This window comes from Pontiella sulfatireligans, from assembly GCF_900890705.1.
Taxonomy (GTDB): domain Bacteria; phylum Verrucomicrobiota; class Kiritimatiellia; order Kiritimatiellales; family Pontiellaceae; genus Pontiella; species Pontiella sulfatireligans.
In genome coordinates, this window is sequence record NZ_CAAHFH010000001.1 from 2,344,159 (window position 1) to 2,370,812 (window position 26,654).

Sequence of the window (26,654 nt, forward strand, 5' to 3'; positions counted from 1 at the left end):
GGTCAATTTCTTCCGTAGGAAGGATCCGGACTCTCCGCCGGAGGGGGGAATGCAGATCAAGAACCATCTCGTATAAGTGCCCGAAGGGCCGAAGCGAAGCGGCGTTATGCCGAGATCGTTCTTGAGCAGAGTGGAGCGCTCTGGCCCGCCGCTCGGGTTTTTCGGTCTCGAATGGTTGAAAAGAGGCGCTGATTAACGTTTCCTTCCCAGCTCTCAAACCCAAAAGGAAACCTATGTTAATCAGCTCGCTCCATCATACTCAGGGAATCATTGGCTACAACTATCAAAAGACGGAACGCGCCAAGGGCACCGAAATCTACTACCTGCACTCCAAGGCGAAGCGGCACGTCTGCCCGCAGTGCCGCTCATGGAGCACCTCGATCGTAGAAACGGGGAAGACGCGTGATATCCGAGGCCTTTGCATCGGTTTTAAAAAACGCTGATGCGCGTCGCCGTCCGCCGCATCCGCTGCCGCGACTGCGGGGCGTCGAGCCACGAGCCGATCACGTTCTGCCCCGATCCGTACGTGCGCTACACCAAGTGGACGGCACGGTTCGTTCTGGCCCTTCGGACGGAAATGTCGATATCAGCGGCTGCGAAGTTCACCGGCTTGCACTGGGAGACCGTCAAGAACATCGAAAAAGCCTGGCTGAAAAAGAAATACAAGCGGGTGCGTCTCGATGATGTCGCCTATCTGGGCATCGACGAGGTCTACCTCGGGAAACGGCTCGGCTACATCACCGTCGTGCGCGACATCGACTCCGGCGCCGTGCTCTTCATCGGCAAAGGCAAAGGCGGCGACGCGCTCAAAAAGTTCCGCAAACGCATCAAGCGCAAGGCCAAACAGATCAAGGCCGTCGCCATCGATATGGCCAACTCCTACAGCGCATGGGTCGCCGAGGTGCTGCCGGACGCCGACATCGTCTACGACCACTTTCATGTGATCAAATCCATGAACGACAAGCTCAACACCCTACGACGAAGCACCATGAACCGCCTGGAGGACGACCAGAAAAAGGAGCTTAAGGGCAAGCGCTTCCTGTTGCTGCGCAACGAGGAATCTCTTTCAGAAGAATCGAAGGAGGAGCTTGAAGAGTTGCGCGAACGTTTCGAGGATCTCGGCCTGGCTTCGGCCATGAAGGAATACCTGCGCAACATCTACAGGATCGCCCCGGGCGCAAGCATCGCAAAGCTTGCGTTCGAGAAATGGTGCGTCATGGCCGACGAATCAGGCATCGCCTGCCTGAAAACCATGGCCAAAACGATTCGGCAACGAATAGAAGGCCTGTTGGCCTACTGGAACCACGGTTGCCTGACCAGCGCCAGCCAAGAAGGCTTCAACAATAAGATCGGATGGTTAACCCGACAGGCCTACGGCTACCGAGATGAAAAATACCTGCATCTGAAGATCTATGATCTGCCCCACCTATCGACAAGACGGCATCTCTGAAAACGCTCTTCCGAGAAGAACCCCAATTCGTTGCAAATATTTCGAAAAGTATACTTTACGGTGGAGTAATTCATTTCATTTCCCCGTTCTGATAACAGGAAGGCAGTCGATGCGGAATTGATATGGTAAGCATCCCGAAACTGCGAATAATTTTCCAGTCGGGTGGCACATGAATGATGGAGTGGCACCAGCCGGGATTTGTGAAATTTGGTTTCCGATACCCTCAACAATCGTTGGTGGATATCAACATCATCACGTTGTAATCTAAGTGCTTCGGAAATTCTCAGTCCAGTGCTGGCGAGAAGCCCAAAGAGCGTTAAATAGGACTGCGGACGAAGACCTCCGCTGGGTGATAATTTAGATGCAGCCAGCATTAATTGACCGATCTCTATCTCAGAGTAGATATGAGGTTGTACTCGTTCGTGCGCTTTCCCGAGCAAGCCCTTCTGTGGAATTTCTGTTGCATCATCGAAAATGGCTGCATATCTGGCAAAACATCGCACAACCTCCAGGCGTCGAGCGTAGTACAACGGCGATGCATTCTGCGGAAGACGCGCCCATTCCAGTGCCAAATCAGTTGATATTGGACCTTTATGTCCTGAATGATCTGCATACTCTGCAAATGCTAACACCTGTTGTCCTTCGATTTTAAGCTTAAAGCTAAGAACCCGGCGGTATTCCAGATATTGTTGCGCCAAAGGCAGCAGACAGCGATGTGTTTTCATGACCTTTCCTCCGGCCACGGCAATGCAACAGTAGCAAGTTGGGGCAAATTCACTTTGGTATAGATCACGGTTGTTTCCAGCGATTGATGCCCTAAGAGATCTGCCAAATCTTTAAGAGATGCCCCATTTTGGTACAAGCGAGTAGCAATCGTATGCCTTAAGATGTGCGTGCCGTTAATTGACTCCGGCAGACCTGCACGCCGATAGGCACGATAAATTACGCCCCCGACAACTTTCGGGGTGAGCGGCTCGCAGACAGGAGCCCTGTGCCGCAAAAACAGTTGCCGCGATTTAACTTCCGGTCGGCCACACTTTATATACTGCGCAATGGCCGCGCCTACATGCTCGGTGAGCGGCAGGCATCTTGATCGACGAACTTTCGGGGAAGTAATATTTAATATTCCACGCCGCCAATCGACATCATCAAGGGCAATATTAACGACCTCACTAACTCGCAAACCGATCTCCGTCATGCACAGCGTAATTGCATAATCTCTTAGCCCCGTCGCAGATGTTTTATCAAAAGCATGGAGCAATGAGCTCAGTTGCGCTTCGGATAACGTAACCGGTATTCCCTCCATCTTCCAATTAGGGATGCGGGGAACCGCGCGCACCAATTGCATGCTACACAACCCGTTCATCTGCAAAAATCGAAGAAAACTGCGGAGAGAACAGGCTATAACCTGAGCAGAAGATCGTTTACATCTTCCGGCACAGTTAACCATGAATTGCATTATATCTTGGGGCATCAAAGCAGCAACGTCAGTTTCTCCTGCATGGTTTAGATAGGAGAGGAACTCTCTGGCATACCGGGCACGGTAGTTCAGGGTTTGTGCAGCCAATCCGCAATTATTTTTGAGGTAGGTTAAATATGCATCAATGAGGCGATCATTATTAGATTCAGGCAAGTCAGACTCCTCTTCTGATTCGCATATATGCAATAAGTGGTTAAGCGCAGCCCGCAAGGTAATCATGGTTCTGGAAGCTGGAGGAGAACAATCACATATCGGAATATGCTCAGTAAGAAATCGACAAACGATCGCTTTATCAATGGGGGTAATTGCTCCCTGGTTTTCTTTTAACGCCCAATCGAAAAAGTGCTCAATTGCCTGAACATACTGTTGCACTCCCTCGTAGGTGTGGCCTCGTTCATTCAGATAAACAACATAACGTTCAATTTGGTCATGAACCGGGCTGGCGAGCAAACGCCTGAGCACTCTCGGGTGATGAAAATATTGTTCCAACATAACAACCTCCCTTCGTTCAGGGAGATTATCATATTAGCTTGAAATTATGCGGAGCTTCCAAAAACCTAAGTCGTGAAATCGCAGGGGCTATGCGACATTATCTAGCTGCATCAGATAAGAACTCCGCATAATCCCGGACTCAGCATAATTTTTGCCGATAGCGGTGGGCCGGATGGCGTTCTCAACGAGGTTGTTGTCGATTTCGAGTGTGCTATGTTCGAGGTAAAGATTGAGTGCATCCCAACGTTCGATGGTGTAATTGATCGCTTTACCGAAGTTGCTTTGCGGGAGCTGGCGCGGTTTTTCCTGATCGAGGATTTTCTTTATCTGTTCGAGATGGGACTTGGCATGTGCCTGGCGGTAGGCGGCGCGGTCGAGCTCCGGTTTGTCGTGCAGGGCGGATTCGATCCGGTAAAGTTTGGCGATGAGTTTTACGACGGCCTGGGCGACGGGATGGCCGGGGACTTCGACGAACTTGCGGCGGGCATGCGCCCAGCAGGCGGCATGGATGATCGCGGCTTTTTCGGCGCGGTGTTTCTTTTTATTGAGCCAGCTGGTGTAGCCGACATAGCCATCGGACTGCAGCAGGCCTTTATACCCTCCAAGCATGGTGTCAAGGCATTCGGCGGCACGACTCGGATACCATTCAAAGAGCACACCTTTGCCTGGCGAATGATACGCCCATAGGTATCCGTTGGGACAGTAGTCCTTTTTCGGATCTTGATATTTGATAAAAGTCTCGTCGGCCTGAATGTATCCGCTCGCGCGGATTTCATTTCGAAGTGCTTCATAGATCAGAGATAACCATTGGGCTACGAGATACATCCATCCGCCCATCGTTTTGCGGCTGATCTCAACTCCAAAGCGTTGCTTAAAAATTTGTTCCTGCCGATAAAGCGGGAGGTGGTCGCAGTATTTACTCAGGATGATATGAAGAACCAGTCCGGTGGAAGCGTAGGAGTTTTCGATCAGTTGCTTCGGCGCGGGAGCAATCAGCGGAGCAATGGAACGGTCGTCGCGCTTCTTGTATTTGTTGCGAATGATGACCGTGCGAAAGAAGCGCGTCGGCGTGACATCTAGTTTTTCGGTGCGGACTTCGGCAATCTTTTTGTACAGCTCCGGATGGGCAAGAACTTCATCTGGATCAATAATAATGGTTTCGGTCGGGAGGTCTTTGGGAATGCGCGCATCGAGCCCCTTGCGCTTCCCTCGTTTTGATTCCTTTTGTTCTTCTTCGGCCAACTCGGCTTTCGTTTCGGCCAGCTCCAAAGCCTCTTGCAGTTCGCGAAGTTCTTCAAGCTCGAGTTCCAGCTGATCGGGGCTGAGTTTTTCCGAACTGCGCCCGAATAGCTTCTTCATCAGGCACTGAACTTTTTCCTGAAGCAGGTTTACCTCGCTCTTTAGATTCGCATTTTCGGCGAGCAGTTGATTGAAATTTTCACGCGTATAAACCATGCCGCACATTATATCAAAATTCGTAAAAAATGCGGCACCAACCTGGCGAAAAACGCAAAAGAATCAGCGTTGGTACCAGGGCTTAAACGAGCCCTGCTTCAGGTCAACGCCATCGAGCAGGAGGGCCAGTGCTTCCGGTGCGAGTGCGAGTTTCCCACTTTCTCCAACGCCCTGCGGCCAGGTAAAGCAACCTTGCTCCAGTCGTTTGATCGCCACCCACATGCCCGTGCCATCCCAGTAGAGCGTTTTGATCCGGTTCCGTCGGCGATTCGTAAATACATACAGCGCCCCCGAACACGGATCCTCCTTCAGTCGATCCAGCACAACCCCATGCAGTCCGTTAAAACTTTTACGCAAGTCCACTGGCTCCACCGCCAAGAATACCCGGATCGAATTACTTAATCCAAACATCCGGCAGCCTCCCTAAGCACGGTGCCAAGTCCTGCCGAAGAGGCAATCGGAATCACGACCTCAATCTGATTCGGAAGGCGAATTCGCACCTCATCAGCCAGAACCGCTTCACGGCTAAGCTCGACCTCGCAAAAAGACACCTCATTATCTTCCCGCTCGATTCGCAGCCAGCGGGCCAGCGTTTTGGAATTGAGATTCCATTCCCGACAGAACGCCGCCTGTGTCAAACCAGACGTTTTATATTCCACGATCAACTCCCGGCGTTCTTCATCCGTATAAGAAGCACGCCCCAGCCCATTATTTTCATTCGTATCCATGCCCGATAAATTATCAGGCTTTGGCTGGCTTGCCTATGGGGTCGGGGAAGAGGCGCATACTTATCAGGCTTCACTTGAATCAACATGAATATGGTCATTTACGATACTGAGTTCTTCTATACGCCACCCGTTGACCTCCGCAGCCTGATAAAGCAATTCTCTCAACCGTTGTGCGAGTTTCCCAATCAGAACTCGTTTCCTATATTTAGGCACCCACACAAGGTGGTATCTCAGTTTGTGCTTCGTATGAGCTCCTGTCCAATATGCGCTGTCTGTCATTAAAGCAGATTATGCATATTAGCTCCTCCCTGCAAGCAGGTCGTCGAATGGGAGCCATTCATCCCGGCCTTAAAAGACCGGGTTTTCTGGCACGTTGTTATAAAAACGAATCTTCCAAACCTTGGAAAAAACGTAACTACTCAGGTAGTTTGAGTCTTCATTTCCAGCCTCCTCCAGAAAAATGCATTTTAGGGCAGCCTAGAAGCCCCGAATACTCTATGAATGCGGCATGAAGAAGCCTGCGCACGCAACAGCCAGCCAGCCGGAGCCCCCCGCCATGACGCGCGAAGACGCGCTGGCGGTTTTCCGGCTCGGCCCGGATGCCGTCGCCGACGTGCTTCTCGGGATGGATGAGCGGATCCGCGCGCAGGACGCGCGCATTGCCAAGCTTGAGGGCATGATGGCGAAGAACTCGCGCAACAGTTCGAAGCCGCCTTCTTCCGACGGCCTCGCGAAGCCCGCGCCCAAGAGCCTCCGGAAGAAATCCGGGCGCAAGCCGGGCGGGCAGCAGGGGCACCCGGGCGGCACGCTTGAACGCCGCAAGAATCCGGACGTGGTGGAAGCCCACCGCGTAAACCGCTGCGAAAAGTGCGGTTGCGATCTGCGCAACGAAAAGGCGCAAGGAATGGAACAACGGCAGGTGTTTGATATCCCGCCCGTCGAACTCCTCGTCACCGAGCACCAGGCCGAGGTGAAGCAATGCGCCTGCGGCCACACCACCACGGCCGCTTTTCCTGAGGGGGTTGTCGCACCGGTGCAATACGGCCCGCGCATCAAGGCAACGGCCATCTACCTCAACGGATACCAGCTCCTCCCGTACGCCCGTCTGTGCGAGACCCTGCGCGACCTTTTCAACACCCCCCTCTCCGAGGGAACGCTCGCGAACATGGTTCGCCAGGCCGGGCGGCTCGCGCAGGGCAGCGTCGACGGGATCCGCGATGCCCTCGGTGCGGCGGCGGTGGTTCATTTCGACGAAACCGGCATGCGGCGGAACGGGAAAACCAACTGGATGCACTGCGCAAGCACGCCGACGATGAGCCTCTTCACGCTCCACAACAGACGGGGAATGGAGGCGATGGACGCCGCCGGCGTCCTGCCCGGATTCGCGGGCACCGCCGTTCACGACTACTGGAAATCCTACTACCACTACAAATGTTCCCACGCGCTTTGCAACGCCCACCACCTGCGTGATCTAACCTACATCCACGAGCAAATGGAACAGCCATGGGCGGAAGAAGCCATCGGAACCCTGCTGTCGATCAAGGAAGGCGTCGAGGCGGCCAAGGCGGCGGGATCCGCCGCCCTTGCGCCCGACACGCTCCGAGATTTCGAACAACGCTGGCAGCAAGTCCTCGACCAGGGCTACGCCGCCAACCCCGACCCGCCTCCGCCCAAGAAGAAAAAGCGAGGGCCTCCCGCGAAAGGAAAGGCCCGCAACCTCGTCGAACGCTTCGACCACCGCCGGCGCGAAGTCCTCGCCTTCATGCATGACTTCGATATCCCTTTCGACAACAACCTCGCCGAACGCGACCTGCGCATGAACAAGGTGAAGCAAAAGATCTCCGGTTGCTTCCGCGACACAGGACATTCCGAAGACTTCTGCCGGATCCGCAGCTACATCTGCACGGCGCGCAAGAATACGACCGGTGCTTTCGAGGCGCTTTCCGGCTTATTCCAAGCTCACCCGGCTATGTCGGCAGCACCTGAGTAGTTACGAAAAAACCAACAGCTCATCGCACGTGGAGCTGCACCCAAAGATACGCATGAAGTCCCCGGGCCGGCGGCCACTCTTGAGGAGCACCATCCGACAACTTCTCAATGCCTTCAACAATCATCGGCAGCCAACGCCGGCCCCGCCAGGCGTGCAGGCCATCCGGCGAAACCCGCCCAAAACGTTGAACAAATTCCGGCGAAACCATCAGCTGTACCCGCAAAAAATCCGCATTCACCTCCGAGGTCATCAGCCAGTCCGACCAGTGCGTCAATTCACCCTGCAGCGGATACCGCCCGAGCATTTCCAGAAAAGCGGCCCGGATCACGGCCTCGAGCTCAGCATCGCCATAGCCCACCGACCGAAAGCCACGCGCGTTTCTCGGTTCCCATCCATTACGCAGCACACCGACCAGATTCGAGGAGGCAGGCCGGAATTCAGACTGAAGGACACTTGAGCCCACGGAAGACGGAGCATAAAGAAAAGCGGCAGGCGGTTCCGGCTTACGCCCTTTAAATCCGTCGCCCAGCCCGGAAAAAACCGCCTCGCTACGATTGCTCACCACCGTAAATTGATCCACCCCGTTCACAACATAGCCGTAGCCCATCGCATGACCCGACAGACCATTTTCACGGACGGTTGCCCCGACCAGCGTCTTGCCAAGAAGACGTCCGTTCCAGGCCGCAGGTCCCATGGGAATCGCAACATGAATCCGCCCGCCGAACGCATCAATTAGATTGCGTTCAACCACGACGCCCGAATAATCATAGCGTTCAGCCTCAGGCGGACTCATCCGGTAATCGAAAAAAGGTTCATACAGCGCAATGCCCGCCAGCATCTCCCGCGAAACAGCGGCCACAACATTGCTCTGAACCAAGGTTCCCGGGGCGCCTTGAACCATAATGCCCTGATCGGTTGCATCAATAATCAGATTATTGCGGACCAGGCTGTCCGGGGAAGCCGTTGAGATCCCGTCGCCCCAGCCATACGGCAGCTCTTGCGGAGCGGTTCCATTCCCGCGCAAATCCGGACCGGAGCCGACAACGACATTGTCTGTGACTTGAATATCCCGTCCGCCTTCACGAACATGAAGAGCTCCCCACCCGCCGGAACAGCGCGTATTCAACAAAATGCATCGACTCACGGTCTGCGCGACCGCACCGGAACCGCCCAAATCCACAAATGGCCTGGCCGGCAGCGTGCCGGTCTCCCGGTCAAAATGATCGCGATTCCCGTCGAGGACCAACTTTCGAATTGAAATCCCCGACACCCCTTCGCCGGAAATAATGGTTCCCGCCAAACCGGGAGCCAGACGGAGACGGGCGTACTGCGACGGCAGCACATCGCCCGCGGTTTCAATCCGCTGCCCGGGCACCCGGAACCGAAGCGGAGCTGAAAGCTCCCACTCGCTTCCGGGCTCCAACAGCAAATCCTCTCCGGTATCAAGCCGAGCCTGCAGATCCGCCAACGGCACACCGGCCATAGCCACCGCCGCTCCCGCCAATAGCACACAACAAACCTGCCGAACCCGTTTTATCATTAGAGGCCAGCCCGAAGAAGCGCAACCGCATCGCTCTGAGCGACCTCGCGCGGATTGCTGTTGCAGTTGGAATTTTCGCCGAGCGCATCGGTGGCCAGCATTTCCAGGGACTCTTCGGCAATGCCGAAACTTCCAAGGTTTGGAACGTCCATCTCCGCATTCATTGCGCGCACCTTTTCAACGGCGGATTCGCAGCCCATCACATGCGCGGCGATTGCATATTTTTTGACGGCGGTTTCATCGCCCAAATTAAAATCCATCACTTCAGGAAGGACAATCGCGTTGGCCACCCCGTGCGGGACGCCGAAGTGTCCGCCGAGCGGCGCGGTCAAACCATGCACGGCCCCTAAACCCGCGTTCGGAAAGGCCATGCCGGCGGTCATACTGGCCAGCATCACCTTGCTTCGGGCCTCAAGATTCCGGCCATCCTTATAGGCCGTCACCAGATTTTCCGACAGAAGCTGTATGGCTTTCAAAGCAAGCGCGTCCGTGAACGGCGACGCCCCTTTGGTCACCAGCGCCTCCATGGCGTGGCAGAGCGCATCCATTCCGGTGGCGGCGGTGATCGCGGCCGGCAAGCCATACGTCAGCTCAGGATCAACCAGCGAACAGGAAGCCGCCATCAGCGGGGAGCCGACATCAAACTTGCGATGCCGCTGCTGATCGGTAATCACACTCCAGAAGGTCGCCTCGCTGCCGGTTCCGGCGGTGGTCGGAATACTGATAACGACCGGCCCCTTTTTTGTGATCGGCGTGTGGCCGTATTCATAGTCCAGAATAGAGCCTTCATGAGCGGAGAGCATGGACATGGCTTTACCAGCATCAATCGGCGAGCCGCCGCCGATATTCACAACCGCATCACAGCCCTCGCTCAAAATCAGATCGCGGCCTTCATGCACATTCTCTTCGGTGGGATTGGCCTGAACGCGGTCATACAGAACCGTAGCAACCCCGGCGGCTTCAATACATTCAATCAGCTTTTGCGGAATGCCGGTGCTCATCAGTCCGGCATCGGTTACGACCAGCGCCTTGGACGCGCCGAGTTCCTTCAATTTCTCACCGGCCTGCGCCGAAACTCCTTCGCCAAAAACCAATTGTGTCGGCGTAAAAAACGAATAATTACACGGTTCCATTACTTTTCCTCCTTCATACAGTTTTTCAAACATTCATCTCGTCCACATGGGCGCATTTCCACCGCGCCGTAGAGCACGGCGGAATTCCAAAGTTCAGCACGCTGGATCGGAATATTTTTCAGACAATCGAGCGGCAACTGCCTGCGAACCCGTTCCACGAGCGGATCGACCAGCCACTCCGGATCCGCACAAAGCCCGCCACCGAGCACGATGATGTCCGGAGCCAACAGCGTCAGCACAAACACCAGCGTAGCCGAAAGATGTGTCAACGCATCCTCACGCAGCGCATCGGCCAGCGGATCCGAGCCGGCAGCGCGCTCAAGGTCGGGAGTAGAAAGCCCCTCGGCCTTCAGGCTGGTTTCACAGCCTGCCTGAATGCGACGGACGGCCTCGTCGACCATGCCGGTGCCGGACGTCAAATCCGTCAGATTGCGTTCGCCCTGCTTCCCCTGAAATAGTGCGGGATCAAACGCCCAGATTTCGCCGGCAGTGCCGACGGTAGAATTATAGATCTTCCTATCAATCACAATCCCCGTCCCGGTCCCGGTGCTGATCGTCATGTAAAACACGTTGCGGAAATCACGTCCGGTCCCGTGCATGGCTTCGCCCAGCGCACCGACATTGGCATCATTTTCGACCCGCACATGCACGCCGATCCGCTCGGCCAGCTCATCGCGCAGGTGGAAATTTTCCCAGCGCGGAAGATTAGGCGGCGAAAGAATAATTCCGTTTTGCGGATCGAGCGGACCGGGGCAACCGATGCCGATGCCGTGCAACGTTCCGGGCAGCTCCGCCTTTTCAATATAGCTGACCAGCAAATCCAACTGCTTCCGCGGATCCTGCGACGTAGGGAAATGCGCAACTTCGGTCAGCTCGCCCTGATCAAAATAGGCGATCTTGGTTTTTGTTCCGCCAATATCGACTCCTAAACAAACGGGATTTTTCACATTGTCGTCCATTGTTCCAGCTCCTCCATGCGCTGCACCGAAAGCGGCTGAACCGACTCATCCAGCGGACAAGACTTCTGCATCAGCCGATACTTGTTCGGAGCAAGCGGGTTGTAATTCATCAATTCAATTTCAATATCACTGCGCACGGATCGGACAAACTCCGCAATGCCCTGCACATTATCATCGCGATCAGTGAAGCCGGGAATCACCGGAATGCGGACCAGAATCTTCGCGCCCGCCGCGGCAAGCTGTTTGAAGTTTTCAAAAATCCGTTCATTGGGCTGACCGGTAAACTCCTGATGCTTCTTCGAATCAATCTCTTTGAGATCGCAGATCCACAGATCGACATGCGGCCTCATTTTTTCGATGACGCCCCACTCCGCCGCCAACGAGGTTTCAACGGCGGTGTGCAACCCGGCCTCTTTGCTGCCGCGCAAAACGGCTTCGGCAAACTCATGCTGAAAGAGCGGATCACCGCCCGAGAGCGTAATGCCGCCGCCGGAGACATCATAAAAAACCTGGTCTTTTTGCAGTTCGGCCACAGCCTCTTCAACCGAAATCTCGCGCCCGTCAAATTCCATCGCACCGGTCGGGCAGGTCTCGACACACGTCCCGCATTTAATGCAGGAACGACGGTCGATCCGGATTTCGCCATCGACTGCCGCGCGCACGCTTTCCGGACAAACCGGCAGGCACTTGCGGCAGAAAATGCATTTGCTTTTAAACCACCAAAGCTGTTTTTCCAGACAAAGCCCTTCCGGGTTCTGGCACCAGGCGCAGCGTAGCGGACAGCCTTTCAAAAAGAGCGTGGTGCGGATGCCGGGGCCGTCGTGAACAGCGAAACGCTTGATATCGAAAATTATTCCGTTCATGCCTCACCTCCATAAGTGGTGCGGGCGATGATTTCATCCTGCAGGTCACCAGCCAGCTCGGTAAAGTAAGCCGTGTAACCCGCGACCCGCACAGTGAGACTGCGGTAGAGCTCCGGATTTTCCTGCGCGGCCAGCAGATCCTCGCGCCGCAGCACATTAAACTGAACGTGCGAAATTTTCAGGCGCACAAAAGCACGCAACATGGCGGAGAATTTCTGTAGATCGGCGCGGCTCTTAAAGAACTCCGGCAGGAATTTCATATTGAGCAACGTGCCGTTGCTGCCGAGCATGGAGCTGATGCGCGAAACCGACTTAAGCAACGCAGTCGGGCCGTTGATATCGCGCCCGTACATGGCAGACATTCCACCATCGGCCAGCGGATCGCGCGCATGGCGCCCATCGGGCGACGCGCCGACATTCTGCCCCATCGGCACATGCGCCGAAACCGTATACAAGCCGGTGTGGTACGGCCCGCCGCGCACATTGGTGAATTCCTTTAATCGGTTGGCAAAATGCCGAATCCATTTTGCGCCCAGCTCATCCACCCACGGCACATCGTTTCCAAACTTTGGAACTTTGTTGATGCACTCCTGACGCAAAACTTCCAACCCCTCGAAATCGCCGCGCAGTGCCGTGAGCAGTTCCTCCGCAGAAAGTTTCTTTTCGTCAAAAACAAGCGTCTTCAGCACAGCAAACGAGTCGGCCAGATTGGCGGGCTGGATGGCCTGGATGCCGGAAAGATTGTAGTACGCGCCACCTGCGGTGACATCGACCCCCTTGCCGATACAGTCGTGAATGACGGATGAAAGAAACGGCGATGGAACAATCTCGGCGTGCAACCGGTCGACGATTGCGCAGTAGCCCATCATCTGATCAATAAAGTGGTCGAGCTGCTTCGTGAAGGCTTTTTCCAAGGTTTGGAAATCCGGATAGTCGGCCAGCGTGCCGAGCGGCAGGCCGGTCTGCTCGCCGGTCAGCAGGCAGACCCCGTTGTTCAGCGTGAGCTCCAACGCCTTTACGAGATTGAACATGGCGGCATCGGACCAGCCGAGGTTGTTGCCATGGGTGGTTAATTCGACGCAGCCGACGATGGCATAGTTCTGCGCATCTTCGTGCGAAATGCCTTGCGCTTCGAGCGCGGGAATGACCGCTTCGTCATTGAAAATCTGCGGCATGCCGGAACCAAGCCCGATCACCCGGCTGCACTCTTCGATAAATTTCTGTGATGAGCCTTCATACAGCCGCGCCGACAAGTTGGGCTGCGGCAAAGCAATGTGATCCTGCGCGGTGAGGAACATGAAGGAGAGTTCGTTTTCGGCGGGCTGTCCGTCCGGGGTCTGCCCGCCAATCGCGATGTTGAAACCGATCGGGAAGCCGGCAAAATACTTCGCGCCACTCTTGTTGCGCAGATAGACAATCTGGTTGAACTTGAGCCACAGCGCATCAATCAGCTCCTGCGCCGACTCATGGGTCAGACGGCCCTCGCCCACGTCCTTTTTGAAAAACGGATAGAGATACTGGTCAGCGCGGCCCGGCGAAAAGGAGGACGCATTCGATTCGAGCTGAAGCAGCACATAGAGAAACCAAAGGCTCTGCAGCGCTTCGTGAAATGTGTCCGGCGGGGAATCCGCCAGCTTGGCACAGATGCGCGCAATTTCCGGCAGCTCCATTTCTTCCGCGAGTGCGGCGTAGCGGCGCATAAATTCGCTGGCGGAGGTCAGCGTGATAATGACGCTTTCGTAAAACGGTTTCTTGCTTTCATCCGTGCAGGCGGCCAACGCCTCTTCGGCACGGCGGCGCGCACCGGACGACCCTTCGCGCAGCCAGGTTTCGGTATCCGGACAGATGTGCCCCTGCGCGTGATCCTTCTGGTTGATTTTGATAACGCGCGCGGCGGCTTTTGCCTCCGGCCCGAGCTGTTCATTGACGACGTCCTCGAGCGTATGCCCTTCCCAATACGGGAGGATCTGCTCGCGGAATTCCCGGATGTCCTCTTCACGCACGTTGAACTTGTCCTGCGGGCGGGTCGGAAGGGTTTCAAATTCGTCATTCACCCAGGTGAGGCCGAACTCCGGAAAGACCACACCGCCGCGCACGCCGGCGGTACGGTTGCCGACAATCAGTTCGTCGGGATCGATGCGAATTTCGAGCTGTTCCGCCGCCAGTGCAAACGCTTTTGCGCGGCGCAGAATGGTCGGGTCACCCTCGGTTTGCTTATAGCTCTGCGTAACCAGCCGCGCCTGCTCGATGGATGCAAAGCGCGGCTCATTGAGCATAGCATTCTTTAATCGCCCAATTCTGGGTGAACCATTCAGCGACATCATTTTACTTAATGTTTCCAAGCACCACGGCACCGACAACAGCAATCAGAACACCTAATAATGTTTGCTTTGCGGCCTTCGATTTTGGATCGGGTTCTTTCATAACAAACACACCCACCAGCGCATTGACCACTACACATAGCTGGGCAATCGTGAAGCCTTTCCCGGTTCCTATCACCTCCATCATCGCCAGCGCCCCGTAGTTGCCGAGTCCCCAAAGAACTCCCGAACTCATCACCCGCAGATAATCGCTTCCCTTTTCAAGCTTTGGAGAGGACTTGGTAATCAGCATCAGCACACAGGCCCCGGCAAACATTCCGATGGAAAGCGGTAAGGTTCCAATCCACATATTAAAATCCGGGTTGTTTGCCGTTCCGATCTGAATCGGAATAAAGAACGTAGCAAAGCCGACCCCGGCACCCATGGCTCCGAGAAGCCCCAGAACCCCGCCTTTATTTTTCGCGGACTCATCACCGGATCCGGCAAACACAATCAGCAGAATCCCGCCAATGATGACTAAAAGCGAAATCACAGCCGTTGCGAGAACGGAAAACTCCATGCTCATAAACTCACCGAACAGCACCGCGCCCCAAACAATGGCCACGACAATATTCATCGGAGCCCAGATGCCGAAAGCCTTTGCCATACCCATCCGACTTGCCCCGACAAATGCACTCCAGCCGCTCAGCGCCCAGATCAGGCCGCCGAGCACCGGAAACCAGAATGTAGACGAATTCAGCCCCTCCATCCCGACAAATGCCGAAGCAATCAGCGCGAGCAGCATCACGGCCAACGTCACATAAAACGTTCGCACCTGCTGCCCCTTGAACGGCACATTCTGAGACGGAGCCAGCCAGGTCCCCCATGCAAAAACCGTAACCACCGCATAAACAATTCCCAATATACTCATAGCATTTCTCTCCTTATTTCGATTTGACTTCCATTGCCTCATTCTCAAGCCGCACGCCATCTTCTCCCAGTCGCTTCAGATAGTCAGGAAGAAGCGGATCTCCCGATACGTTCATCCACTCCAGCAACCCCTGTCGAGCCGCCATCACCTGCTTCTGAACCTCCGGATGATCGATCAGGTTATGATAAGTTCCTGGATCCCGATCCCAGTCATAAAACTCTTCCAGCGAACGAAGGAGAAAAGATTCATAACGAGCCTTCACTGCGGCATTGGTCTTCGCAGCAGCCTTCATCACAAGCATCGAAGGATCTCCGCCAGGAACACCGGCGCCATAACGGCTTTTTTTGAGCCCATCCGGATCATACCAATCATTATAAATGTATCCGAAACGGCCATCAAAATAACACCGGGTCTGTTTCGAGCGCGTATATGTTCCCGCCTCTTTGTGATCCGGCCGCTCCACAAACCCGGCTTGATCCAGATACTCCAGAAAATCCGGTTGTTTCCGCAGCATAAGCCGAACGAATACGCCATAATTGATATCTTCATTGCGCAGCGACACAATACCCCGGCGCCACTCATCCGGCGCCTCCCCTTTCATCAGCTGAACGAGCGAATACCCATCTGTTTTTGAAAATGAGGGCAAGCCTGCCAGCTCTAGAATGGTCGGGGTTAAATCAATTAACGAGACCATATGCTCCGCATCGATTCCGGGACGAATCACCTCCGGCCAGCGCATCACAAACGGAATCCGGTTGCTGCCGAGGAAACAGTCGAATTTTGCATACGGCAGCGGCATTCCATTATCGGACACAAAAATAACCAACGTGGAGTGCTCCCGGCCCGTCTCCTTCAGCACATTCAGGCACGCTCCCACTGTGTCATCCAGCCGACGCAACGACGACGCATACTTTGCCAGGTCCTCCCGAATCCCGGGCAGGTCCGGCAACGGCGGCGGAACCCTCACCTCTTCCTGAGCATAGATTCGCGACGGCTCAGGGATGTCGACAGGATTTTCCCCCCAAAAGTAGCCCTCGCTCCATGGAATGGTGTCCCCGTGAAACGGGCGGTGCGTATCTGCCGAATTGGCGACCATGAAGAACGACTTGTTCTGCTGGTCTGCCTCGTCGATCAGCCGACGCAAACCGGCGGCAAACGCCGCGGGATCCCGGCCAACGACACCATCGGGATCGGTCAGCCCCAATTCTTGATTGGTAAATGTCCATCCGAAAGACTCCATCGGCTGCATATGGTGCACCTTATGAATATTGGCGGTCAGATACCCGTTCTCCGCCAGCGTCGCCGGAAGCGTTGGAACCCCCTCGGCCATAGGAAAAAACCCACCGGAGCCATAATTATGCGGATAGACCCCGGTCAGCATCGACTGCCGGGCCGGCTGACAAACCGATACCGGCGTAAAGCCCAGCTTAAAGGAGAGTCCCTCCTGAGCCAGCCGATCCAGATTGGGGGTCACATCCGGTGCCACACCGCCGGCGAATCCCGGGCTGTCATAGTTCAAATCATCCGCAACAATCAGCAAAATGTTCGGCCGTAACGAGGCCGACCGCTTCACGCTCTGATGATCCTGATGGACACAGCCCGCAACGGCCATCAAACCGCATCCGGCCAGCAGTTGAAATATTTTCTTTTTCATCACAATCCTTTATTTTAACAGAACCCTTTGGCTCACTGCTAATGATGCATCATCTCTATTTGCCGACTGAAAAAAGTGCTTTATTTGGAGTCGGGCCCATGACAAAGGTCAACACCCCACCCTCCATGATCTCCCGATGCTTGATGTGGGAACGCGTCAGATCCGTTCCATTCAACATCACCTTTTGCACATACACATTGTGATCGCTGTTATTGATGGCTCTCACCGTAAAGGTTTTTCCATTCGGCAGTGCAAGCGACACCTCATCAAAAGCCGGACTTCCGAATTCATACTCCCCCGAAATCGGGTTCATTGGATAAAAGCCCATAGCGCTGAAGATATACCAGGCACTCAATTGTCCGCAGTCTTCATTCCCGCAAACCCCGTCGGGGGCCGCCGTATAGAGCTCTTTCATAATCTGGCGCACCAGTTTCTGTCCCCGCCAGGGTAATCCGGCGGCATTGTAGAGATAGGCAATGTGATGAGACGGCTCATTGCCGTGCGCATACTGCCCAATCACTCCGGACACATCCGGAATGGTTCGTCCCTCTTCAAGCTCCACCTCCGTTGAAAAAACCAGATCCAAACGCTCCGCCAGCTTTTCGCCCGAACCGTGAAGCGCAATCAACCCCTGCGGATCGTGCGGAACAAAATAGCTGTGCTGATACGCATTGCCCTCCGTGTAATCAGCCACGGCGCGGTCCCAGGTAGAAAAAAACGGATCGAACGGCTCCCGAAAGTGGGAATTATCCGAGGAGCGCCCGCGCATAAAACCGGTCTCTTCATCGTAAAGCATCCGATAGGCCTTGGAATAGGCCATATACGATTCTTCCAACTCGGTCTCCCCGAGGTGTTCCGCCAGCTTGGCTACGCAATAATCATTGAAGGCAAGTTCCAGCGTCCGGGTCACGCTCTCATGACCGATATCATACGGAACGAAGCCGTACTTGCGATATTCCACCAGACTGCGTCTATCGTTGTTTACGGTTTGATTCATCGACTTCACCACCGCGTCGAGCAGCTCTTCTCCATCAATCGCATGAAATCCCTTCAGGTAGCTGTCCACCAGAATCGGAACCGAGTGCACACCGGTCATGCACCAGTTTTCAAGTCCCCAAAGCGTCCAGACCGGTAGCATTCCGGTCACCCGATAATGTTCCAGCATCGTTTTCTGCAGATCTTCCGTCAGCTTCGGTTCAATGATCGTATAAAGCGGGGTCGTCGCCCGAAACGTATCCCAGTTTGACAGGGTGGTGTAGTAGTTGAAATCCTTCTTCGTCACCTGGAGATCCGCGCCGCGATACTCTCCGTTCACATCCGAATGAAGCGTCGGAGCCACCATGGTGTGATACAGTGCGGTATAAAAAACCTTCTTCTCCTCCTCGGTCTCTGCTTTTACAGAGAATACGGAAAGTTTTTTCCGCCACTTTTCCTCCGTAGCCTTCACAATCCCATCAAAATCAAACTCGGGATTTTCAGCCTCAAGATTTAAGATCGCGTTTTCAACGCTGACAGACGAGAGTCCAAATGCCACGTGAAGCGGCTCATCTCCCGCGTCAAAATCGAACTGCGCACGAACGGACACCGCCTCGACCGTGTCGCCCGCGGTTTCTGTGCGCTCGCCGTAATCATAATAGCGGTGTCTCTTAACCGGCTCCGAAAACTTCATCACAAAAAACAGCCGCTGATCCGAGGCCCACTTGCCGCTGAAACGGTAGCCAACGAACGTCGAATCATCCAGCTGCTCAATCCTGGTTTTCACCGGCACGTCGTGACGGATATGAAACTGTGTGTCGAGTATCAGCTTGCGTTCCGCCGCATCTGGATAGGAAATACGATAAAGGGATGTGCGTTCGGTCGCCGCAATCTCCACCCGGGTAGCGGGATCCTTCAAATCCACCGCATAATACCCCGGACGCGCCGTTTCATCCGCATGTGAAAAATGGTTGAGCCACGGGCATGCCTCGGGGGTTTTGTCACATTGCGCACCGAGATCATAATCCTCGGTCACCGGCATGATGCATAGATCCAACAGGTCGCCCATACCTGTTCCGGAAAGATGAGTTTGAGAGAACCCAATCATGAAATCATCCGAATAATGGTATCCAGAACACCAATCCCACTCATCGGTACCATTAACCGGCCCTGCCATGGCCATTCCATAGGGGACAGACGCTCCCAGAAACACATGGCCGTGACCGTCGGTTCCAATCACCGGATCAACGTAGGAAAGCACATCCTCGCTCTCTCGGCAGCCCGTGGTCAACAAGACCGCACTCAAGGCGGTAGCACTTAAAAGCCGTACACATCTCAGTTTTTTCATCATCATCCCTTATTCATTTAAAATGAACTGCTCTGCTCATTAATGCGCACCTAATACCCTGCACCGACATTGATAACCTTCTTCACGTTCAGCGTCTGATAGACTTTCATCTGCTCAACAGTCAGCAAATCAGCCATAAACCGGTCCACTTTTTCCGGTGTCAGGTTGTCCTGTTGCATAAACTCAAGATAAGCCAGCACCTGCTCATCATTCAGATCCAGTGTGGTCAGAATTGGAAGGCGTTCCCGCTTCCGGTCGAGGTAGCTCTTGAGCTTCTCGGCCTCATACTCAGCCCCCATATCGGTCCCATAATCTTTATCCGGGGAAATGGACGGGACGGTGATCGGCTCGCGGTTATACCCGAACTCCACCTCGCCCCAGAGCTGCTTCACGAACTCCTCTTGATCATACCCCTTAAATTCATTCGCCTTATTCGGCGTATTCATATAGTAGGGTCCCGGATCGCCGGGACGAACCAGCGCCGCCGGCATCATGGCCGAACAGAACGGATCGAGCTCTTTCACCCGATAGGTCATATACCGCAGCCAGGCATTACGTTCCTCTTTAGTAAGCGTATTGGAAAACCAGCGGATTTCCGTCAGGCCCCATGGGAACCAGCTGTCGAGGTGCGGCACTCCGATTTCCATGTTCGGAACGCGCGTTGTATCCAGATGGGCCACCCACGGAAGATGTGGACTATCCCAGCCGCCCGGATGAAACCCGGCAGCCATCCGACCGAAGCCGGCATGAGAATGCCCTTTCACATACTCGCACTGCCACTTGGAGTCCGGAACCTCTCTCGGGGTACTGGCAAACCAGGCGAAATCACAAATCAGCTTGCCGTCAGAGACCGCCCCATTCGTTCCATCACGATTCACACAATTGCCGGATGAAATCAGGATTTTTCCTTTGCGGGAAATCGGGTCGCAGTACGCCCGAATCCGCCGAACGGTATCCGCCAGAGCCCTTTTACCTTTATCTTTCTTGGTGGAACCGGACAGAATCCCGATATGAATCATATCCGCCCCGGCTTTGATCTGCTCACAAGAGGCGTAAAACAGCCACAACTGCGCCTCCTTTTTGCTCATATCGGGCAGGCCCAGATCATTGCGTGCATTATCCACCAGCACCGCTTCGGAAAAATTAAAGGTACGTGGTTCCGCCGGAATCGGCAGGTCAAAGGCTTCAAACACATAATCCGGAATCGTGATCGTGGGGAGCACCCTGCGCGAAACCGTATCCAGAAAAGTCGCCCCGCCAACCAGCGTATCTGGATTAATCTCATTCATCCGAGTACAGAACTGACGCACCTTCTGCAGGTACGCCTCGTCAAACTGGTCGACGTGGCCCCACATACCGACGGCCGCCAGTAGCATCCGCGGCTGTACATTGCCGAACATGCGGAAAATATCATCTTGAAACGGGCGCATATAAATCGCCTGACAAAACAGCGCCCGGTCTAAATGACTTTGCAACGCAAACCGACTGTACTCGTCGCCAAAAATGTCATAGCGCTCCTGTTCATAGACCTCCGCCAGCACAGGCGCACCGATCGCGCGATTATAGAGTCGCAACTCGTCAAAAGAAATCGCTGCCGCACCGGCTGCGCCCAACTGAATCTGCGACGGCAGATCGACCGCATCCAGCGACCCTCTCAATCTGCTGTTGACATAAAGATCGGCCTGCGTTCCGGATAAAACAATCGCCATATGCGACCACTTCCCTGCCGTTAAGAAATAATCCGCATTCAGCCGCTTCTCCGCACCATCCTTCTGCGCCTTCAGAACGAGGCCTTCATTGGAGTGTTGCAGCGCCCACGCGCCCTTGGCATCCGAGCAGATCACGACCTCGCCGGCGAGGTCATCTGTCTTCACCCAGAACGCGATCGACAGCGGCCCGGACTGCGCCGGATTTTCTACGGTGATCGGCGCACTCATTTTGCCAAAAGAGATGCACTGCCCCGCCACACTGTCGAAAAGCCCTTTCAGCTCCCCATCGCGAGGAACGGACAGCTTGCTGCTGCCCAACGCATCGGGGGTTTTCCCTCCAGCAAGAGACTCAAACCCGTAATGCGCAACAAGATTCTGTTCACCGCCGGCCAGAGCGGTCAGCCCCGCCGCCGATGCGGCCAAACACACCGCAAATTTTCTTCTAAGATCTCTCATCGTTTTTCCTTTATGACATTTAAAAATAAGACATTCACTTACTGAAAGGCATACAGATAGCCGTCCGTGCACAACACATACGCCCGACGCCCCGAAACCGCAGGAATCGACTCCTGAAAAATCCCGCCGACCTTCGTGCGCCACAGAATTCGAGGGCTCCCATCCGGATTGGGCTCCAGCGCCAGACAGGTCACAAAATGATCCGTCGAAGATCCGCAAATCACCGTCTCAGGCGTGCAGACCGAACCGGTCCAGCCGCCTGCACCGTCATAGTGCCAAAGCTCTTTACCGGTATGCGTATCCAAACAAAACAGCCGGGCGCCCATGGCGACCCCATCATGATCAATCGTTGTGGAAGCAAACGTATAATCGCCCGAATGCGACGGGGTGGAGTTCATGCGGGTGTGCCCAGTTTTCGTGCGTGGATCGACAAAGTTCCAGATCTTTTTTCCGGTGTTCGGATCAATCGCTGTCAGCGACTTTTGGGTACGGGCAATAAAGCGTCCCTTCCAGAGCGTTCCGGCGGCCGAATCGGGATACGGGCAGGAATAAACCCACTCCAGGACTCCGGAAAACTTATTCAGTGCATAGTACCCGCCATCCCAAGATCCGGTATACACCTTATCCGCATCCACTGCGGGTGACGGATAGACCCCGCCATTGGTTTTATGCTCCCACAGTTCCTGACCGTTTCCGGCATCCAGCGCAATAATCCGGCCATCCACTGTTCCAGCAAACACACGGCCCTCATCCGGCATACTGGAGACCCAAACCCAGCCCGGGTGGCTCGTCCAAATCGGATCGCCGGTCCTGGCATCCACACAGAACATTTCGTCATTGCCGCCCTGCTGGCCGAAATAAACGCGCCCATCCTGCACCCCAGGTGCGCCGGAAACCTGCCCAGAGGTCTCAAAACGCCAAATCTCCTCCCCGCTGGCCGCATCCACGGCAAACACGAAGCGCGAGGGTGTCCCTGCATACACGATTCCGTCGCACACCGTCGGCGGACTCTGGAAATCGCCGCCGCCAGCCACCACGTCGGCCACCATCCGCTCCCCGTCTTCATACGAACACTCCAACAGGCTGTGTTTCCACTGCAGTTGCCCGTCCTGCGGATTCAGCGAATAGAGAAACAATTCGGACGAACTCACCAAAACACCGCGCTCGCTGCCGCTCAGGTCCGCGAAAATCTGATGCTCCCCGGCCTGCACAGACCACAGCGCCCGAACGGATGAGTCGTTGTATTGCATACAGTGGACCTGCCCGCTCAGCGTAGCCGCATAAACCTTGTCTTCCAGGACAAACGGCCTGGCTCGCACCCAGTCATCCGTCTCCGCCTTCCAGCACAGACGGCCGCTCTGCAGGTCCACGCAATAGAGCTCTTTTGTGGCCGAACCAATAAAGATTTTTCCCTGCTCAATCACCGGACTGGAAAACAGGTGAAACGCGCGCGGATTGCCCTGGTTCAGGCGGGTGCTCCAGCGCAGTGCGCCGCTCTCCCGGTCAATTCCCAGCAGCATCCCGGTCTCCGTTGCAGCAACCAGCAGGTCCTCCGCAACCGCAGGCGTGCAGCGAATCGGGCCGCTAGCCTGATACACCCATTTTACGCGCTGCTGACCATTCAGGTTCAGGGCATACAGCTTTCCCTCATCCGTCCCGGCAACCGCAAGATCGCCGTCCATCAGAATATCGCCGAACAGCTCGCCGACCCGCATCTCCCATCCGGTTCCGTCCGCCGTGTTTTTCACACAAACGGTATCCAGCATGCCGACCGTTGCCGGGCGCTTCGTTAAATCCAGGCGACTGCGCGGAAACGCAATCCAGTCCTCATCGCCCGAAACCGGCGCGTACCCTCGACGGTAATCAACGCGGTTGGCATCAGTCTGTTCCACCACCTCACCGCTGGCTTTATCGATATGAAAAATGTGCTTTGCCCGATCTGTAAAGACGATCTGGCCGTCCGCCTGTTTCTCATACTCCCAGCTGCCGCTTGTCGCGCGGATCACCACACGGTCATCCTGAATCACAAGCCGGGAGGCCGCTTTGGGCGTGGAATAAATCTGCAATCCGTCCTGCTCGGTCGTCCAGACCGGCCGCCCCGTCTGTTCATCCAGGCAGTACAGCAGGGTGCGCAGCCCCGGCGATGCCACATACACGCGGCCGTCCTCCACAGCAGCAGCGGCGTACCACGCCAGACCGGCGGGAAACTTCCAGGCCACCTCGCCGGTAACCGGCCCGGCATCCGGAGAAAATCCAGACTGGCTCCGCCCTCCGCCAAAAACAGGCCAATCCGTCTCAGATACATTCTCACTGAACGAATTCGGATCGCCCCTTACTTCGGAAATAAAATTCGGATGCTCCAGCAGCTCCTCCATTTGGGCATAGGCCTCATCAAGAACCGGGTAGTGCTCCGGCTTCACCGGTCCCCACTGAGACAGAATCAATCCCGCCTCATGAAGCGAACTCAGATCCATTCCCCGATGGATCATATGCCGAAACCAGGAAAACAGCACCGACTGGCGATGCATCGAATTCTCATCATTTGTCGGCACCGTCCGCATCTCCTGCCGAACCTGATCAATCGCATCAACCCCGGTGCTCAACTGTGCAAGCGAATGCGTATGCAGAAAAAGACTGCCCGCCAGAAAAATGAACCCGAATTTACTCATCAATCACTTCCTCCATACTATACGTTGCTGCCCTGCCAGACACCGATTCGGCGGGCGCACACTTCGATGATCTGTTTAAAACTAACATCCACTGTCACCGACAAACAGCTTGATTCCGTTGAAACCCAAGTGTAAATTTGTTGAATGAAATCGACATCCGCATTCAACATAACGTTGCGGTTTGTGGCCCCATTCCATTGTTACCTTAGATCTGGATAATTATCGTCTTCACCGCCTGTGGATTCGCCCGGCGCATCGTCGAAATACCAGAAAACAGGACGCTCGTTGAACACGTCCGGAAAAACACCGCTCCGGACAATCGAAGCAAAGCTGTTTCCGTCAACACATCGGTCAGATAAGTACCTTCCGGAGCCTTTATCGAATCTAAATTGTGAATCAGATTCCAATGCTTAAAAGTATCCCATGGATAAAAACAGGAACCGGGCATTCCATTTCCACCGGCCAAAACATTCACATCAAACCCATGCTCTTCCGGCGGGCTGAAATTCTCTGTTCCCTTCATCCCCCTGAGGTGAGGAATCTCTTCTGCTGCGAGGTGCCACTTCCGGGCAATCATCGTTGCGCCATGTGGATTTGCGTTTCATACCTGCCCCCTTTTCTTGTCGAAAATTAACAAGTACTGAACTGATGCGCCACTATCAATCCCCCTTCGAAGAGGGGGCTTGATAGCCGCTTTAGGCTCCACCGCCAAACGGGCGAAAACGAAATTACAGAAGAAGTGCCACACGAATGGTGGCATTCATCCATTTAATCAACGTTGAAGAACCCGGCATTGTTGGTTGCTTGCACATAGATGACAGCGTTTGATCCGTCAGGTGCCAGCGTGGAGTAGGACAGATTGGTGATCACAAAAGCATTTGTTCCGTCGTCGGAGTGGTGGACTGCATTCCACGATCCGATCACGAGGTCGTCGCAGCCGACAAGACTGTGGTTGTCCAGATCAAGACGGTCGGCATGAACGATCAGTTTCAGTTGATTCATTCCGACAGATTCTATAGCGATAATTTCCGCTGGCGGGAAAGATTCATGAGCCATCGTCAAGGAAAAATTATCTACATAGCAGGAGCTCAGATGGAGAGGCTTCGTAGTTTCTCCGCCCCCCGAAAACCCAAAACTGGCATATTGGATGTCCGGGGCGGACTCAAAGGTGTCGGTTCCGAGGAGGGACTCATTCCAGTAGGTAGACAAGACCCAGTTTGTGCCTGTGGTATCGAGCACCAGCTTCATAGTTCCTTCGTTCTTTTGCAAGTGTTTAAACAACATTTTGCTCTGGGGCGCAGGCTTCACGACGGTATATCCAGTGTTTTGAGATTCGCGGTAGATGCGGGCGGCAGTGCCGCAACCGGAGAAGGCGGAATCCACGCCCGTACTTGTAAAGCCGAGCCAGACGGAGTCGAATTGCCATGAGCTTAAATTGTACAAATCTGCACTCAACGTATAGATGTTTCCTGCTTCCGGCGAGAAGGCAAGGGCTGCGACGGAAGACGAGTCGACGCCGTCGTCGACGCACGTTGCTCTTGTTCCCGTTGTTTGAATGCTTTCTCTTGCAGACCAAGTACCGCCCAAAACTCCATCCGCCGTCCGTCCATTGATATTGGAGTCCGGGCTGCCATCAAACTGATCGCCGAGAAGTGTCAGGGTCGGAGCGGGCGTTGTTTCCGTCAGCATGAAATTATCTGCCGTGGAGCCGAATACGACTGGTGCAACTCTTCCACCGCCATCCGAAAAGCCGAAGCCAATCTGGCTGATATCCGGGGCGGAGGAATAGGCGTTGATTCCGACCCGGTCGTGCCCCCAATAGGTGGTTAGGGTCCAATTGGTACCTGTGGTGTCAAGTAACAGTTTCATTGTGCCGGAACCCGGACTCTGATCGAGTAGCTTCATTTTGGTTGGGGTTTCGGTTACGACTGTAAATAGATTTGTGCCGTTCTGGCGATAAATCCGGGCGGCAGCTCCCTGTGATGCAAAGAGTGTGTCGGCATCCGAGTTTCTGAATCCCAGCCAGACGGAATCGTATCGGAAACTGCTATTGTTATTCAGATCGGCACTTAGCGCATAAATTTTCCCGGCTTCCGGGCTGAATGGAAGGGTTGCGTTGGAAGGCAGGGCTTCGCTGTCGTCCGTAATAATCGCGTTTGTACCGGTTGTATCAATGCTCCCCCGGGCCGTCCATGTTCCTGACAGATTTCCATCCGGGTCCCGTCCGTTCAGGTCGACATCAACCGTGCTTTCCTCGAAGTCGTCGTGGTAGTTGGTGACGACATTTGCGTAGGCGGTGGAATTGGTGCCGTGGATAAGACCAACCAACAGAACCGCAATGTATGACGTGTAGTATTTCATTGCTTTCTCCTTCTTCGTTTGTTGTTTGCCCCAACCTTAACGTTGCTTGAGGCTTGCCCTCTGCGAGCTTGCTTTATGTTTAAAATAGTATGATTTCCGATATTTTTTGGAAGATTCATTTTGTTGATCTTGGGTGTGAATTTGTTGATGAGGAAATATCG

The 26,654-nt window shown here is 54.6% G+C and carries 21 protein-coding genes; 3 read left to right on the forward strand and 18 right to left on the reverse strand.

Annotation, left to right across the window (positions count from 1 at the left end):
• The first annotated feature begins 233 nt into the window (after nt 1-233).
• Complete coding sequence (locus SCARR_RS07930) at nt 234-443, forward strand: hypothetical protein (RefSeq protein ID WP_136060895.1); 210 nt, start codon at nt 234-236, stop codon at nt 441-443.
• The gene (locus tag SCARR_RS07935; protein ID WP_136060950.1) at nt 443-1,450 is read left to right on the forward strand and encodes an ISL3 family transposase; all 1,008 of its coding nucleotides are present in this window, start codon (nt 443-445) and stop codon (nt 1,448-1,450) included. The genes SCARR_RS07930 and SCARR_RS07935 overlap by 1 nt, the downstream gene beginning before the upstream one ends.
• On the opposite strand, the gene SCARR_RS07940 is transcribed toward SCARR_RS07935, so the two are convergent.
• The 6 genes from SCARR_RS07940 to tnpA (SCARR_RS29495) form a co-directional block, all read right to left on the reverse strand.
• Entirely contained in the window at nt 1,411-2,175 is a 765-nt protein-coding gene (locus SCARR_RS07940) for a tyrosine-type recombinase/integrase (protein ID WP_136060951.1), read from the reverse strand. The two genes, SCARR_RS07935 and SCARR_RS07940, sit on opposite strands and share 40 nt — an antisense overlap.
• Nucleotides 2,172-3,422 carry a site-specific integrase gene (locus SCARR_RS07945; RefSeq protein ID WP_136060952.1) on the reverse strand — a complete coding sequence of 417 codons (1,251 nt, stop codon included), beginning with the start codon at nt 3,420-3,422 and terminating at the stop codon, nt 2,172-2,174. The genes SCARR_RS07940 and SCARR_RS07945 overlap by 4 nt, the downstream gene beginning before the upstream one ends.
• 87 nt (nt 3,423-3,509) lie before the next feature.
• The gene (gene tnpC / locus SCARR_RS07950) at nt 3,510-4,886 is read right to left on the reverse strand and encodes an IS66 family transposase (RefSeq protein ID WP_136060953.1); all 1,377 of its coding nucleotides are present in this window, start codon (nt 4,884-4,886) and stop codon (nt 3,510-3,512) included.
• Nucleotides 4,887-4,940: 54 nt separating this feature from the next.
• A complete protein-coding gene (gene tnpB, locus SCARR_RS07955) occupies nt 4,941-5,288 on the reverse strand; it encodes an IS66 family insertion sequence element accessory protein TnpB (RefSeq protein ID WP_136060954.1) in 348 nt (115 codons plus the stop codon).
• On the reverse strand, nt 5,276-5,605 hold the full coding sequence (gene tnpA, locus SCARR_RS07960) for an IS66 family insertion sequence element accessory protein TnpA (protein ID WP_136060955.1): 330 nt from the start codon (nt 5,603-5,605) through the stop codon (nt 5,276-5,278). The genes tnpB and tnpA (SCARR_RS07960) overlap by 13 nt, the downstream gene beginning before the upstream one ends.
• A gap of 63 nt (nt 5,606-5,668) precedes the next feature.
• The gene (gene tnpA, locus SCARR_RS29495; RefSeq protein ID WP_136060956.1) at nt 5,669-5,884 is read right to left on the reverse strand and encodes an IS200/IS605 family transposase; all 216 of its coding nucleotides are present in this window, start codon (nt 5,882-5,884) and stop codon (nt 5,669-5,671) included.
• Nucleotides 5,885-6,113: 229 nt separating this feature from the next.
• Here tnpA (SCARR_RS29495) and tnpC (SCARR_RS07970) point away from each other — a divergent pair, with 229 nt between their 5' ends.
• Nucleotides 6,114-7,595 carry an IS66 family transposase gene (gene tnpC, locus SCARR_RS07970; RefSeq protein WP_136060210.1) on the forward strand — a complete coding sequence of 494 codons (1,482 nt, stop codon included), beginning with the start codon at nt 6,114-6,116 and terminating at the stop codon, nt 7,593-7,595.
• A 19-nt stretch (nt 7,596-7,614) separates the two neighbouring features.
• Here tnpC (SCARR_RS07970) and SCARR_RS07975 read toward each other — a convergent pair whose 3' ends face one another.
• The 12 genes from SCARR_RS07975 to SCARR_RS08030 all read right to left on the reverse strand — a co-directional run bounded on the left by SCARR_RS07975 (nt 7,615) and on the right by SCARR_RS08030 (nt 26,493).
• Nucleotides 7,615-9,135 (reverse strand): right-handed parallel beta-helix repeat-containing protein, encoded by a 1,521-nt coding sequence (locus SCARR_RS07975; RefSeq protein WP_136060957.1) that lies wholly within the window; start codon nt 9,133-9,135, stop codon nt 7,615-7,617.
• A complete protein-coding gene (locus SCARR_RS07980; RefSeq protein WP_168433117.1) occupies nt 9,135-10,268 on the reverse strand; it encodes an iron-containing alcohol dehydrogenase in 1,134 nt (377 codons plus the stop codon). The genes SCARR_RS07975 and SCARR_RS07980 overlap by 1 nt, the downstream gene beginning before the upstream one ends.
• Nucleotides 10,268-11,227, reverse strand: coding sequence for an ROK family protein (locus SCARR_RS07985; RefSeq protein ID WP_136060959.1), 960 nt, complete (start codon nt 11,225-11,227; stop codon nt 10,268-10,270). The genes SCARR_RS07980 and SCARR_RS07985 overlap by 1 nt, the downstream gene beginning before the upstream one ends.
• Entirely contained in the window at nt 11,212-12,090 is an 879-nt protein-coding gene (locus SCARR_RS07990; protein ID WP_136060960.1) for a glycyl-radical enzyme activating protein, read from the reverse strand. The genes SCARR_RS07985 and SCARR_RS07990 overlap by 16 nt, the downstream gene beginning before the upstream one ends.
• Nucleotides 12,087-14,414, reverse strand: a complete 2,328-nt coding sequence (locus SCARR_RS07995; protein ID WP_136062135.1) for a formate C-acetyltransferase/glycerol dehydratase family glycyl radical enzyme — start codon at nt 14,412-14,414, stop codon at nt 12,087-12,089. The genes SCARR_RS07990 and SCARR_RS07995 overlap by 4 nt, the downstream gene beginning before the upstream one ends.
• 1 nt (nt 14,415) lies before the next feature.
• Nucleotides 14,416-15,321, reverse strand: a complete 906-nt coding sequence (locus SCARR_RS08000) for a GRP family sugar transporter (RefSeq protein WP_168433119.1) — start codon at nt 15,319-15,321, stop codon at nt 14,416-14,418.
• 13 nt (nt 15,322-15,334) lie between these two features.
• Entirely contained in the window at nt 15,335-16,975 is a 1,641-nt protein-coding gene (locus SCARR_RS08005; protein WP_136060962.1) for a sulfatase family protein, read from the reverse strand.
• A gap of 55 nt (nt 16,976-17,030) precedes the next feature.
• Entirely contained in the window at nt 17,031-19,304 is a 2,274-nt protein-coding gene (locus tag SCARR_RS08010) for a GH92 family glycosyl hydrolase (protein WP_136060963.1), read from the reverse strand.
• Nucleotides 19,305-19,348: 44 nt separating this feature from the next.
• Nucleotides 19,349-21,463 (reverse strand): LamG domain-containing protein, encoded by a 2,115-nt coding sequence (locus tag SCARR_RS08015; protein WP_136060964.1) that lies wholly within the window; start codon nt 21,461-21,463, stop codon nt 19,349-19,351.
• Nucleotides 21,464-21,501: 38 nt separating this feature from the next.
• Nucleotides 21,502-24,132 carry an outer membrane protein assembly factor BamB family protein gene (locus tag SCARR_RS08020; RefSeq protein WP_136060965.1) on the reverse strand — a complete coding sequence of 877 codons (2,631 nt, stop codon included), beginning with the start codon at nt 24,130-24,132 and terminating at the stop codon, nt 21,502-21,504.
• Nucleotides 24,133-24,337: 205 nt separating this feature from the next.
• On the reverse strand, nt 24,338-24,709 hold the full coding sequence (locus SCARR_RS08025; protein WP_136060966.1) for a hypothetical protein: 372 nt from the start codon (nt 24,707-24,709) through the stop codon (nt 24,338-24,340).
• Nucleotides 24,710-24,900: 191 nt separating this feature from the next.
• A complete protein-coding gene (locus tag SCARR_RS08030) occupies nt 24,901-26,493 on the reverse strand; it encodes a hypothetical protein (protein WP_136060967.1) in 1,593 nt (530 codons plus the stop codon).
• Between the last annotated feature and the right edge of the window lie 161 nt (nt 26,494-26,654).